This window comes from Streptomyces cinnabarinus, from assembly GCF_027270315.1.
Lineage (GTDB): Bacteria > Actinomycetota > Actinomycetes > Streptomycetales > Streptomycetaceae > Streptomyces > Streptomyces cinnabarinus.
The window spans coordinates 7,326,738-7,339,233 of sequence record NZ_CP114413.1 but is presented as its reverse complement, the minus strand read 5'-3'; the positions used below and the strand labels follow the sequence as shown (position 1 = coordinate 7,339,233).

The following is a 12,496-nucleotide window of genomic DNA, read 5'->3' as shown; positions in this document are numbered from 1 at the left end:
CCGCTAGTTCTCCCATCGCTGCGCGTCGCCGCGGAGGTCGTCGAAGACCGACTTCACATGGAGCAACGCACGCCGTACATGGGGCAGTTCCCAGGGCGAGGGTGAGCCCAGGCATTCCGCACGCTCCTCGTCCGTACCGCCCAGCAGGTCCCCGGTGGACAGCCGTACGCGCGGTGCGGCGAGGTCGTCGCCGAAACGGTGGCCGCCGGGCGCGGGCATGCCGAGCCGGGCGGTGAGGAACTCCTCCAGGTCCTGGGCGTCACTGACGCCGTGCGCGCCGAGGGCGGTGCGCAGCGGGCCGAGGTCGACGTACAGATGCCGGCCGGCCTGCGGGGGCCGGGCGAGGGCTCCCGCGGCGACGACCTCCGTGTGCAGGGCGGCGGCCACGCGCGCGTGGAGCCGGACGGAGGACGCCTGGCGGGCCCGGACGGGTCCGGGCTCGGTGAGGGCGTATCCGGCCGCGGCGGCGACCGGGCCCGCCACCCGGGCGCCGAGCGCGGTGAGCACATCGAGCACGCGCGCGTGCAGGCGCGCCCCGACGTCGCCCGGCGGGAAGCGGGCGACGGCGGCAGGCCAGCCGGGCGGCAGCAGCGCGCCGGCCAGGTCGGTGACGACGGTGACCCGTTCCGGGAGCATCTCGGCGGGGCTGAGCAGCACCGATTCGTGCGGGTCGTGCCGGGTGTCCCGCCAGGTCTCGTCGCTGACCAGGTGCAGGCCCTCGGCCGCGGCGGCCTCGACGGTCTCGTGCATGACCTCGGGCGGCGCCACGGTGGCGGTGGGGTCGTCGGCGACGGACAGCACCAGCAGCCGCGGGTCACCGCCCTCGGCGCGGACCCGGCGCACGGTCTCCAGCAGGGCGTACGGATCGGGTACCCCGCCGCACTCGGCCGGGGTGGCGACATGGAAGACGGGTCTGCCCAACAGGCGTGCGTACGGCGCCCACCAGGCCGCGCAGGGCCGGGGCACCAGGACGTCACCGCCGAGCGCGGCGGTCAGCGCGAGCAGCAGGGCGGGGGCGCCCGGCGCGGCGACCACGCGGTCGGGCTCGGCGGACAGACCGCGCCGGTCGAAGTGGCCGCAGGCGGCGTCCAGCAGGGCGGCGCCCCCGCCGACGGGTTCGCTCTCGGCGCGGCCGGCTGCAGCGGCGAGCACGGCGGACAGTTCGGGCAGCACGGGCAGCCCGTCCCCGGGCAGCGGTGGCCCGTAGCGGACGGGGCCATGGCTCTCGGGAACCCTCCGCGCCACCCTGACTCCCTCCTGGCTTCCCCTTACCCGGCGGACCCCGCTCAGATGTCCGCCGTCGGCGCCTTGCTGCGCCGCAGCCGGTACACGGCACCGCCCGCCGCGCCCGCGATCAGCACCCCACCGGCGACCAGCGCGGGCACGGAGTCGGTGAAGGCGCCCCCCGCACCGGCGTGCACGCCCTTCTGCACGACGGCGGGCGGGCAGCTCTCCCGGTGCGGCTCGGGCGGACACGGCCGTCGGCTCGCGCCGCCCTCCTTGGCGACGGTGAAGGTCGCGCTCCACTGCTTGCCCTGGCCTCCGGGGGCCGCGGGACACGTCCCGTCGACGGTCCACGCGGTGTCGGGGCCCACGGAGTCGACCCCGCCTTCGAGTTCCGCGGCGGAGGCGATCCGGGCGGTGCCCCGGTAGGCGGGCCCATGGGCGCCGTCCTCCTTGCCGCCGATCCTGTGCAGGGCGACCGTGCCCTCCTCGAAGGCCTGCGAGGTGGCGTCCAGGGTGGCGGGCGCGGGCCCGCCGGTGGGATCACAGGTGACCGAGACGGTGACGCTGCCACCCGGGTGCGTACTGCTGGGGCTGACCTCCGCGGACGGTTCCGCGAGGGCGGCCGAGGCGCAGAATCCCAGCACGACACCGCCCAGCGCGAGAGCGGACAGCAGACGGACGGTGCGGCGCATGGCGCGGGCTCCTTAGCCGACGACTCCAGGACACCCACCCATCACAGCCCGCCGGGCGGGACCCCGCGCGCGGCCGGACCCCATGCGGGTGACGGCGGAGCGCGCAACCTACGCGACGTCCCGCAGGACCTGCTCCCGGACCCGCCCGCAGCACCGGCTGATCAGCCGGGACACATGCATCTGCGAGATCCCCAGTTCCTCGGCGATCCGGCTCTGCGTCATGTCCCCGAAGAAACGCATGTACAGGATCGCCCGCTCCCGCTCCGGCAGCGCGGCGATCCGCGGCTTCACGGACTCCCGGTCCACGACCGTGTCCAGCGCCGGATCCACGGAACCCAGCGCGTCGCTCAGGGAGTACCCGTCCTCACTGCCGGGCAGCTCCGCGTCCAGGGACAGCGCGGTGAAACTCTCCAGCGCCTCCAGACCGATCTTGACGTCGGCCTCGGTCATGTCGGCGTGCGCGGCGATCTCCGCGACCGTGGGCCGGTGCCCGGAGACGGTCTGGAGTTCCTGCACGGCGAACCGCACGCGATTACGCAGATCCTGCACCCGGCGCGGCACATGCAGGGTCCACATGTGGTCCCGGAAATGCCGCTTGATCTCGCCGGTGATGGTCGGCACGGCGTAGCTCTCGAAGGCGTTGCCCCGCTCGGGGTCGTACCGGTCCACGGCCTTGACCAGGCCGAGGGCGGCCACCTGGCGGAGGTCCTCGAAGGACTCGCCGCGGCTGCGGAACCGGCCCGCGAGCCGGTCCGCCATGGGCAGCCAGGCCTCGACTATCTCCTCGCGGAGCGTGTCGCGCCGTGGCCCGGCGGGCAGTTCGGCGAGTTCGCGGAACGCCTGCGCGGTGTCGGGGGCGTCGTCGTGCGGGTGGTGCTTCGCGCTCACTCGTGTGGGCATGTGCGTCGCAACTCCCTCGGGTTGTGCCCTGGGTCGACGGTCACCGTGGGAGCGCGCGGCAAGCCGGACTGGCACAGCCGTGTCGACGGATGGCCGCTCCCACGGACGTGCCTCCTGTCCGAAGCACTGAGGATTCGCCTGCCCGGACCTTCGCGACGCAAACACATGCTCAGGTTCTCGGCGGGCGCCCCGCCCTTCTCCGTGTCGGCGCGCTCTTCCCGGGTACGCGGTGCACAACCGAAGATCTGGAGGGAGTCATGCAGCGAGGCAGCGACCGCCTGAGCGCGCACCGCGACGACGAGATGAAGCACGAACTCCAAGGACTGCTCCGGTCCGGTCATCCCACCCGGACCGAGGAGTGGCACGATCCCGAGCCGAGCGCCGACGACGATCCGCTGGTCGCGGGCGGTCCGGCGGCGCCGGGCATGGGTACGGCCGCACTGCCGGCGGTCCGCCAGGAACTGGCCCGCGTCCTCAGCCGCGGTCTGTTCCCGGCGGGTCCGCGCGAGCTGGCGGGCGCGCTGCGGCGGGCGTACGCGCCGGACGCCCTGGTGGAGTCGCTGGAGCGGATGCCCCGCTCGGCGCGCTACGCCACCGTCCAGGAACTCGCCGAGGCCCTGTCCGAGCCCGCCCGGCACCGGTGAGGTGCGGCTCAGCCGCCCGGTGCCGCGGTGTCCTGGCAGCCGCGGTCCCGGGCGCCCTCGCGGGTGCGCCCCGCGGCGACCGGGCGGCGCGGGTTGCGGCGGAGGTACTCGCCCTCCAGCTCGGCCATGCGGACGTTATGGGTGCGCAGCGCGTCGGTCGAGCCGTACAGCAGGGCGTCGTGGCGCGTGCGGTGGATGGTCTCCAGCTCCCTCATGAGCTGCTGGTCGTCCAGCCGGCTGGGGTCGACTCCGGTCATGGTGGCACCCCGCTCGCTCGTCGAGTCCGTGTCCTGCCTCCACTGTACGAACATGCCACGCCTCGGGCCCGCCCGCCCGGCGGGCCTCAACGGGCCCGTTCCACCCGGCGCTCGTCCCACACCGGCTCGGCGGTCTCGCGTACCCGGCCGTCGGTGCCGAAGACCAGGTAGCGGTCGAAGGCGCGGGCGAACCAGCGGTCGTGGGTGACCGCGAGGACCGTGCCCTCGAAGGCTTCCAGGCCCTCCTGGAGGGCTTCGGCGGACTCCAGGTCGAGGTTGTCGGTGGGCTCGTCCAGGAGCAGGGCCGTGGCGCCCTCCAGTTCCAGCAGGAGGATCTGGAAACGGGCCTGCTGGCCGCCGGAGAGCCGGTCGAACGTCTGTTCCGCCTGCTGGGTCAGCTCGTAGCGGCGCAGCCGGGACATCGCCGCGCCCCGGTCCTGGGCGTGCTCCTTCCAGAGGATGTCGAGCAGGGTTCGGCCGGCCAGCTCGGGGTGGGCGTGGGTCTGCGCGAAGTGGCCGGGGACCACGCGCGCGCCCAGCTTCCAGGCGCCGGTGTGCGCCACCTCGTCCCCGGCGAGCAGGCGCAGGAAGTGCGACTTCCCGGAGCCGTTGGAGCCGAGGACGGCCACCCGCTCGCCGTAGAAGACCTCAAGCGAGAACGGCTTCATCAGGCCCGTCAGCTCCAGACCCTCGCAGGTGACCGCGCGGACTCCGGTGCGGCCGCCCTTCAGGCGCATCCTGATGTCCTGCTCGCGCGGCGGCTCCGGCGGCGGGCCCGCCTCCTCGAACTTGCGCAGCCGGGTCTGGGCCGCGGCATAGCGGGAGGCCATCTCATGGCTGACCGCGGCCGCCTGGCGCAGGGTCAGCACCAGCTTCTTCAGCTGGGCGTGCTTCTCGTCCCAGCGGCGCCGCAGCTCCTCGAAGCGGGCGAACCGCTCCCGCCGCGCGTCGTGGTAGGTGGCGAAGCCGCTGCCGTGCACCCAGGCGTCGGCGCCGGTCGGGGACGGTTCGACCGACACGATCCGCTCGGCGGCGCGGGCGAGGAGCTCACGGTCGTGGGAGACGAAGAGGACCGTCTTGCGGGTCTCCTTCAGCCGCTCCTCCAGCCAGCGCTTGCCGGGCACGTCCAGATAGTTGTCCGGCTCGTCGAGCAGCAGCACCTCGTCCGTGCCGCGCAGCAGCGCCTCCAGCACCAGCCGCTTCTGCTCACCGCCCGACAGCGTCCGCACCTGACGCCACTGCGCCTTCTCGTACGGCACGCCCAGCGCGGCCATGGTGCACATGTCCCACAGGGTCTCCGCCTCGTACCCGCGCACCTCGGCCCAGTCGGCGAGCGCCTGCGCGTACTTCAGCTGCGCCGCCTCGTCGTCGACCGTCATGATCCCGTGCTCGGCGGCGTCCACCGCCCGCGCGGCCTCCTGGATGCCGGGCGTGGCCACCGACACCAGCAGGTCGCGTACGGTCGTCTCGTCCCTTACGGAGCCCACGAACTGGCGCATCACACCCAGGCCGCCACTGACCGTGACCGATCCGCCGTGCGGTTTCAGCTCCCCGGAGATCAGCCGCAGCAGGGTCGTCTTGCCCGCGCCGTTCGGGCCGACCAGGGCCGTCACGGACCCTTCGCCCACGCGGAAGGACACATCGCCCAGCAGCGCCCTCCCGTCGGGGAGGTAGTACTCCAGGTGCGCGGCTTCGAGATGTCCCATGGGGTGGAATTCTGCGGGTCGCACCGGCGGCCCGGCAAACCGATATCCGGCGGCGTCGGGCTGCCGGCGTGGTCGGGCCGTCCGGCCTACTCCAGGGGCTCGCCCGCCGGGCCGCCGTCACCGGCCGGTGCCACGCTCGCCCCGGCCCACGACAGGGCCTTGAACCCGTCGGAGGGCGAGCCCTCCAGGACCACCACACCGGTGTTGGCCAGCCGGTGCGTGGCGGCGAAGGCGATGTCCACGTTGTCCGCGCGGGCCGCGGCCCAGGTGCGTATGACCGCGCCGTGGCTGACCATGGCGACCGTGCCGACGCCGCTCGCCGCCGCCTCGGCGACCACCGCGTCGAACCGGCCGAGCACCTCCTCGCCGTTCTCCCCGCCGGGCATCCGCAGCGCCGTGTCCCCGGCCGCCCAGGAGAACGCCGTACGCATGTACAGCTCGCCGTCCGCCGTGTCGCCGGGCAGCATCTCCAGGTCGCCCGCGGAGATCTCCCGTATGCCGTCCCGCACGAGTGGGTCGAGTCCGCGCGCGGCGGCCAGCGGGGCCGCGGTGAGCTGGGTGCGGCGCAGGGTGGAGACGTACAGGGCCTCGATGTCCTCGCCCGCGAGGGCCTCGGGGAGCGCGGCCGCCTGGGCCTCGCCGAGCTCGGTCAGACCCGGTCCCGGGACGGCGGTGTCCAGCAGGTAGTCGACGTTGGTGGGGGTCTGGCCGTGGCGGACGAGGAGCAGACGCATTCAGGGCCCTCCGGGAACGGACCGGCAAGGAAACAGCCACTTCAGGGTACCCGTGACGACATGAGCCCTGATGTCGACCTCACCATCCCCAAGCCGGGCCACCATGTGCTGCGCGATCGGCTGCTCGCCCTCGACTCCCGGCTGTTCGAGTTCGCCGCGGAACAGCACTGGCCCGGAGCCGAGCGGGTGCTGCCCCGGCTGAGCCGCAGCGCCAACCACGGAGTGCTGTGGTTCGCCGCGGGCGCCCTGATGGCGGCGACCCGCACTCCGCGGGCGCGCCGGGCCGCGGTGCGCGGTCTGGCCTCGCTGAGCCTGGCCTCACTGACGATCAACACCCTCGGCAAACGCTCGGTGCGCCGCCCGCGGCCGGTCCTGGACCCGGTGCCGCAGGTGCGGCATCTGAAGCGGCAGCCGATCACCACCTCCTTCCCCTCCGGTCACTCCGCGTCGGCGGCCGCCTTCGCGACCGGGGTCGCGCTGGAGTCCCCGGCGTGGGGCGCCGCGGTGGCCCCGGTCGCCTGGTCGGTGGCCCTGTCCCGGGTCTACACCGGGGTGCACTTCCCGAGCGACGTCCTGGCGGGCGCGGCCCTCGGCGCCTGCGCCGCGTACGCGGTACGGGGCCTGGTGCCGACGCGTGCCCAGCTCCGCCCGCCGGCCCGGCCGCGCGCCGAGGTGCCGGCGCTGCCCGAGGGCGAGGGTCTGGTGCTGGTCGCCAACATCGCCTCGGGCACCTCCGACCGGGTGCGGACCCTGCTGGACGCGCTGCCGGGCGCCGAGGTGGTGGAGTGCGAACCGGACCAGGTGCGGCCGGAGTTGGAGAAGGCGGCGGCACACGCCCGGGTGCTCGGGGTGTGCGGCGGCGACGGCACCGTGAACACCGCCGCCGAGGTGGCCCTGCGGCACGGGCTGCCGCTCGCGGTGCTGCCCGGCGGCACCCTCAACCACTTCGCCTACGACCTGGGCGTGGAGGACGTGCGCGATCTGACCCGGGCCCTGGAGCACGGCCACGCGGTACGGGTGGACGTGGGCCGGTTCCGCAACGGCACCCGGCGGGGCGTGTTCCTCAACACGTTCAGTCTGGGCGTGTATCCGGAGCTGGTGCGCGAGCGGGACACCTGGTCGCACCTGATCGGCAGCTGGCCCGCCGGGGTCGTCGCCGCCCTGCGCGTCCTGCGCGCCGACCGCCATCCGCTCCAGGTCCGGCTCGGGACGTCCGCCAGGCCGCTGTGGCTGCTGTTCGCCGGGAACGGCACCTATCACCGGATGGGCCTGGCCCCCGGCCGCCGGCTCGACCTCGCGGACGGCGTGCTGGACGTACGGGTGGTGCACGGCGGCCGCCGCCCCGCGCTCCGGCTGCTCGCCGCGGCCGTGGCGGGCCCACTGACCCGCTCCCCCGCTCATGCGGCGGTCCAGGTCGGCCGACTGCACCTGGCCGATGTCGCACCGGGTTCGCTGCTCGCCTACGACGGTGAAGTCATCGAGGTGGAGGGCGAGGTGACGCTGGAGAAGCTGCCGGAGGCGCTCACCGTGTACCGGCCGCTGCCCGGCCACTCGCACCTCTGACACATCGTCAGTCCACATCGCAATACGGGTATCTCATTATTCGGCACGCGGGCGTACGGTTGCGGCACGTCGAACAGGACGACGACAAGACGAGGGGAACGCCATGTCGAAGCCGCGCGAGACCGCCGTGTACACCCATGGGCACCACGAGTCGGTGCTGCGCTCGCACACCTGGCGCACCGCCGCCAACTCCGCGGCGTACCTGCTGGATTCGATCGAGCCGCACATGCGGATCCTGGACATCGGCTGCGGTCCGGGCACCATCACCGCCGACCTGGCGGCGCTGGTCCCGGACGGCCGGGTCACCGGGGTCGACCGGGCCCCCGGCATCCTGGAGCAGGCCCGCGCCACGGCCGCCGAACGGGGCCTGGACAACGTCGACTTCGCGGTCGCCGACGTGCACGCGCTGGACTACCCGGACGACAGCTTCTGCGTGGTCCACGCCCACCAGGTGCTCCAGCACGTCGGCGACCCGGTCGCCGCGCTGCGGGAGATGAAGCGGGTGACGCGGCCCGGCGGGTTCATCGCGGTCCGCGAATCCGACTACGCGGCCATGACCTGGTACCCGGCATCCCAAGGGCTGGACGACTGGCTGGACCTGTACCACGCGGTGGCCCGCGCCAACGGCGGTGAGCCGGACGCCGGGCGGCGGCTGAAGTCCTGGGCCCTGAGCGCGGGCCTGACCGACATCACCGCCACCTCGACCGCCTGGACCTTCGCCACCGCCGAGGAGCGGGCCTGGTGGAGCGGACTGTGGGCGGACCGCACCCTGGCCTCGTCCTACGCCGGCCTGGCCGTCGAGGGCGGCCACGCCGGCCAGGAGCGACTGCGCGCGGTCGCGGACGCCTGGCGGGAGTGGGGCGAGCGGGAGGACGGCTGGTTCTCGGTCCTGCACGGCGAGATCCTGTGCCGGAAGGAAGGCTGAACGTCACCCCTCCTCGCCGGTGAAGGAGTACGCGGCCCAGGGGCCGGTGAGTTCCACTCGCGCCCCCGGGGCCTCGGCCTTCGCCCGGTCCACCGCCTCCACGAACTCCTCGCAGTCCCCGCGGGGCACCAGATAGGCGGCGTCGAGCACCCGCCGCCCCGCGGGATCGTGGAGCAGTGAGTCCTCGGCGAAGGAGGAGAGCGCCGCATGCAGTTTCGCGGCGAATTCGACGGCCTCGTGCCAGGCGTCCTCGCCGGGTTCGACGCGGACGACCCGCACGCCCCACTCCACCCGCCCCTCCAGGCGGTCGAGGGTGTCGCGGAAGTACGTCTCGCGGGACTCCATCATCGTGCGCAGGGCGCTGTCGTCCCGGAAGACGGTGGCGAGCCGCAGCGGCAACGGGGTGGTGACGGCGGTGAGCGCGTCGACGACGCCGTGATGGGCCCTGGTCAGGTCCTCCAGACGGTCGCGCAGCGCCTTCTCGGTGAAGGTCGCCTCGGGCACCGTGCTGTAGACGGCGATCAGACCGTGGTGGGCCAGCTGCCTCGGCGGCTGACCGGCGACGCCGGTCAGCTGGGCCTGGAGGGCCGATCGGAACGGCCGGCAGACGGCGTACACATAGCGCAGTGCGGCCATCAGGCCTCCGCGAGCAGCAGCCGCCCGGCCGCCGCGATCGACAGGGCGTCGATGCCCGCGGCGTGCAGCTGCTCCTCGGGGGAGGCCGAGCCGGGCATCGTACGGACCGCGAGCCGCACCAGCCGGGGCACCGGGCGCCCGTCGAGGAAGGCGTCCAGGACGGCGTCGCCGAGGCCGCCCTCCTCGTGGTGGTCCTCCACGGTGATCAGACAGCCGGTCTCCTCGGCGGCCCGGCGCAGCGTGGTCCGGTCGACGGGCTTGACCGAGTACAGATCGATCACCCGGGCCCGGACGCCCTCGCGCTCCAGGGCGTCGGCGGCGGCCAGCGCCTCGTGCACGGTGACCCCGGCGGCGACCAGGGTCATCCGGTCGTGGCCGGAGGAGCGCAGCACCTTGCTGCCGCCGACCGGGAACTCCTCGTCGGGGCCGTAGATCACCGGGCTCGCGCCGCGGGAGGTGCGCAGGTAGCGGATGCCGTCCAGGCCCGCCATGGTGGCGACGAGCCGGGCGGTCTGGTTCGCGTCGCACGGGTGGAGCACGGTCGAGCCGTACACCGCGCGCATCATCGCCAGGTCCTCGAGGCCCATCTGGGAGGGCCCGTCCTGCCCGATGGCGACCCCCGCGTGCGAGCCGACGAGGTTGATCCCGGCGCCGCTGATCGAGGCCATGCGCACGAAGTCGTGGGCGCGGGTCAGGAAGGCCGCGAAGGTGGCGGCGTACGGCACCCAACCGCGGGTGGCGAGCCCCACCGCGGCGGCGACCAGCTGCTGCTCGGCGATATAGCACTCGAAATAGCGGTCGGGGTGTTCCTTGGCGAAGAGTTCCGCGCGGGTGGAGTCGCCGACCTCGCCGTCCAGGGCGACGATGTCACCGCGTGCCGAGCCGAGCGCGGCGAGTGCCCGGCCGTAGGCGTCCCGGGTGGCGATCGCCTCCCCCAGGCCGAACTCGGGCCGCTCGGAATCCCCGGCGGGCACGGCGTGCAGCATGCGCACGGCGGGCGGTTCCTGCGGCCGGATCCGGGCCTCGCGCCGCCCGCCGAGTTCGGCGACGGCCGCCGCGGCGTCCTTCAGCGGCTTGCCGTGCAGTCCCTCGCGGTCCTGGACGGACGCCACGCCCTTGCCCTTGAGGGTGCGGGCGAGGATCGCGGTGGGCTGTCCGGCGGTGGACCGGGCCTCGCCGAGGGCGCGGTCGATCGCGCCGACGTCGTGCCCGTCGATCTCGACGGTGTGCCAGCCGAAGGCCTGGAAGCGGCGGGCGTAGGCGTCCAGGTCGTGGCCGTGCCGGGTCGGTCCGCGCTGGCCGAGCCGGTTGACGTCGACGATCGCGGTGAGGTTGTCGAGATGCTCGTACGCCGCGTGCTCGGCCGCCTCCCACACCGAGCCCTCGGCCAGCTCGCCGTCCCCGCACAGCACCCACACCCGGTAGCCGACGCGGTCCAGGCGCTTGCCCGCGAGCGCGATGCCGACGCCGACCGGCAGTCCCTGGCCGAGCGATCCGGTGGCCGTCTCCACCCAGGGCAGCCGCCGGGGCGTGGGATGCCCTTCGAGCGCGCTGCCCAGCGCGCGGAAGGTGAGCAGTTCGGCGTCCTCGACCAGCCCGACCGCCTTGAACGCGGAGTACAGCAGCGGCGAGGCGTGTCCCTTGGACAGCACGAAACGGTCGTTGCCGGGGTGGGCGGGGCGATCGACGTCGTAGCGGAAGTGGTGGGCGAGGAGGACGGCCATCAGGTCGGCGGCGGACATGGACGAGGTCGGATGCCCGGACCCGGCGGCATCGGAGGCCCGCACACTGTCCACGCGCAACTGCTGTCCCAGTTCGACGAGTTCGGCGGTGTCCATGAGTCTCCTTCCGCGGGACGGCCGGTAGCCGCGGATTCACGCACGGTGAACCCGGCGCTCCTCAGCCGCCGGGTACCCCCGGCGCGGGGTGCCTAACGCGGGCCCTGTGGAGATCGGGCGAACCGATCACCGCGGCGGTCCGGTGCCAACTAGGCTCGTGCCCATGGAGATTCTGGGAGCCACGCTGCGTGTCTGCGTCGACGACCTGGAGGCCGCGGTCCCGTTCTACGAGCGCCTCGCCGGCGGCCGGGCCCAGCGCTTCGGGCGCGGCGGTGTGGAGGTGGCCGCGGTCGGCTGCTTCCTGCTGATGAGCGGCCCGGAGGAGGAGCTGGAGGTGCTGCGCAAGGTCGCCGCGACGATCGCCGTGAAGGACGTCGAGGAGGCCCGGGACGTGCTCGTCGAGCTGGGCGCCCGGGTGATCGCGGGCCCGGTGCCGACCCCGGGGGGCCGGAACCTGATCGCGATGCATCCGGACGGCACGGTGTACGAGTACGTGGACCGTCAGGCCTGATCCACGGAACGGCGCACCATCTCGGCCGTGAGCGCCCAGCGTTCGTGGTCGCGCCAGGCGCCGTCGATGTAGAGCATGGCCGGGGAGAAGCCCTCCAGCCGGAACCCGCAGGCGCGGGCCAGGGCGATGGAGGCGGTGTTGCCGGGCTGTACGTTGATCTCCAGCCGGTGCAGCCGCAGCGCCCCGAACGCGTGCCCGACGACCAGCCCGAGCGCCTCGCGCATCAGTCCGCGCCCGGCCGCGTGCGCGAAGGCACCGTAGCCGAGGGCGCCGGAGCGGAAGGCGCCCTGGACGATGTTGTTGATGTTGATGAACCCGGCGAGCGAGCCGTCGTCGTCCTTCTCGCACACCAGGAAGCCCGCCTTGGTCGGGTCCTCGATCAGGCGCCCCGCGTAGGCGGCGTAGTGCGTGACGTCGTCCGGCGGGAACAGCCAGGGCTGGTGCAGCGCCTTGCTCTCGCGGGCCCGGGCGGTGAACTCGGCGGCGTCGTCGAGGCCGAAGGGACGTATGCCCACGCGCGGGCCCTCGGTCAGATAGCGGGATGCGATGTGCGGCATCCCGCCAGCCTACGACCGCTCACCTGCGCCGGTTCATGAAATACGCCCCGAACAGGGCACCGATGATGCCCATGCCCAGCAGCGCCGTCCACAGCGGCATCGTGACCACGGGAATCAGCAGCCGGATCTCGGTCTCCTGGGTGTTCTGGAAGATGAAGATCAGGGCAAGGACGGCCAGCACCAGCACGGCGATGCGCCCTGGGGTGAGTGCCGGGTTCCGGCCGCTGCCCTTCCTGCCGGTCTTGGCTCCGCTCTCGGAGGTCTTCGGACTCATACCCCCAGGGTGCGCCCGAAGACCTGGTCACG

Annotated in this window: 14 protein-coding genes; 4 read left to right on the top strand and 10 right to left on the bottom strand. The window is 73.7% G+C overall.

Features of this window, described 5'->3' with window-relative positions; all coding sequences use genetic code 11:
- Positions 1 to 3: 3 nt before the first annotated feature.
- The 3 genes from STRCI_RS33175 to STRCI_RS33165 form a co-directional block, all read right to left on the bottom strand.
- The gene (locus STRCI_RS33175; RefSeq protein ID WP_269662649.1) at positions 4 to 1,245 is read right to left on the bottom strand and encodes an aminotransferase class I/II-fold pyridoxal phosphate-dependent enzyme; all 1,242 of its coding nucleotides are present in this window, start codon (positions 1,243 to 1,245) and stop codon (positions 4 to 6) included.
- Between the two features lie 41 nt (positions 1,246 to 1,286).
- Positions 1,287 to 1,919: a hypothetical protein gene (locus tag STRCI_RS33170; protein ID WP_269662648.1), complete on the bottom strand. Its 633-nt coding sequence runs from the start codon at positions 1,917 to 1,919 to the stop codon at positions 1,287 to 1,289.
- 108 nt (positions 1,920 to 2,027) lie between these two features.
- Positions 2,028 to 2,819, bottom strand: coding sequence for an RNA polymerase sigma factor SigF (locus STRCI_RS33165; protein ID WP_269662647.1), 792 nt, complete (start codon positions 2,817 to 2,819; stop codon positions 2,028 to 2,030).
- Between the two features lie 257 nt (positions 2,820 to 3,076).
- Between STRCI_RS33165 and STRCI_RS33160 the strand changes: the two genes are divergently transcribed.
- Positions 3,077 to 3,463: a DUF2795 domain-containing protein gene (locus STRCI_RS33160; protein WP_269662646.1), complete on the top strand. Its 387-nt coding sequence runs from the start codon at positions 3,077 to 3,079 to the stop codon at positions 3,461 to 3,463.
- Positions 3,464 to 3,471: 8 nt separating this feature from the next.
- Here the strand turns inward: STRCI_RS33160 and STRCI_RS33155 are convergent, their stop codons facing one another.
- The 3 genes from STRCI_RS33155 to STRCI_RS33145 form a co-directional block, all read right to left on the bottom strand.
- Positions 3,472 to 3,774 carry a DUF6158 family protein gene (locus STRCI_RS33155; RefSeq protein WP_269662645.1) on the bottom strand — a complete coding sequence of 101 codons (303 nt, stop codon included), beginning with the start codon at positions 3,772 to 3,774 and terminating at the stop codon, positions 3,472 to 3,474.
- A gap of 32 nt (positions 3,775 to 3,806) precedes the next feature.
- Complete coding sequence (locus STRCI_RS33150; RefSeq protein ID WP_269662644.1) at positions 3,807 to 5,426, bottom strand: ABC-F family ATP-binding cassette domain-containing protein; 1,620 nt, start codon at positions 5,424 to 5,426, stop codon at positions 3,807 to 3,809.
- Between the two features lie 86 nt (positions 5,427 to 5,512).
- Positions 5,513 to 6,160, bottom strand: a complete 648-nt coding sequence (locus tag STRCI_RS33145; protein WP_269662643.1) for a histidine phosphatase family protein — start codon at positions 6,158 to 6,160, stop codon at positions 5,513 to 5,515.
- Between the two features lie 60 nt (positions 6,161 to 6,220).
- On the opposite strand from STRCI_RS33145, the gene STRCI_RS33140 reads away from it, so the two are divergent.
- Positions 6,221 to 7,723 carry a bifunctional phosphatase PAP2/diacylglycerol kinase family protein gene (locus STRCI_RS33140; RefSeq protein WP_269662642.1) on the top strand — a complete coding sequence of 501 codons (1,503 nt, stop codon included), beginning with the start codon at positions 6,221 to 6,223 and terminating at the stop codon, positions 7,721 to 7,723.
- A gap of 103 nt (positions 7,724 to 7,826) precedes the next feature.
- A complete protein-coding gene (locus tag STRCI_RS33135) occupies positions 7,827 to 8,648 on the top strand; it encodes a class I SAM-dependent methyltransferase (protein ID WP_269662641.1) in 822 nt (273 codons plus the stop codon).
- Between the two features lie 3 nt (positions 8,649 to 8,651).
- Here the strand turns inward: STRCI_RS33135 and STRCI_RS33130 are convergent, their stop codons facing one another.
- The gene (locus tag STRCI_RS33130; protein ID WP_269662640.1) at positions 8,652 to 9,284 is read right to left on the bottom strand and encodes a GvpL/GvpF family gas vesicle protein; all 633 of its coding nucleotides are present in this window, start codon (positions 9,282 to 9,284) and stop codon (positions 8,652 to 8,654) included.
- Entirely contained in the window at positions 9,284 to 11,122 is a 1,839-nt protein-coding gene (locus STRCI_RS33125) for a transketolase (protein ID WP_269662639.1), read from the bottom strand. The genes STRCI_RS33130 and STRCI_RS33125 overlap by 1 nt, the downstream gene beginning before the upstream one ends.
- A gap of 163 nt (positions 11,123 to 11,285) precedes the next feature.
- On the opposite strand from STRCI_RS33125, the gene STRCI_RS33120 reads away from it, so the two are divergent.
- Positions 11,286 to 11,633 carry a VOC family protein gene (locus STRCI_RS33120; protein ID WP_269662638.1) on the top strand — a complete coding sequence of 116 codons (348 nt, stop codon included), beginning with the start codon at positions 11,286 to 11,288 and terminating at the stop codon, positions 11,631 to 11,633.
- Here STRCI_RS33120 and STRCI_RS33115 read toward each other — a convergent pair.
- On the bottom strand, positions 11,624 to 12,190 hold the full coding sequence (locus STRCI_RS33115) for a GNAT family N-acetyltransferase (RefSeq protein ID WP_269662637.1): 567 nt from the start codon (positions 12,188 to 12,190) through the stop codon (positions 11,624 to 11,626). The two genes, STRCI_RS33120 and STRCI_RS33115, sit on opposite strands and share 10 nt — an antisense overlap.
- A 19-nt stretch (positions 12,191 to 12,209) precedes the next feature.
- Complete coding sequence (locus STRCI_RS33110; RefSeq protein WP_269662636.1) at positions 12,210 to 12,464, bottom strand: LapA family protein; 255 nt, start codon at positions 12,462 to 12,464, stop codon at positions 12,210 to 12,212.
- Positions 12,465 to 12,496: the final 32 nt, after the last annotated feature.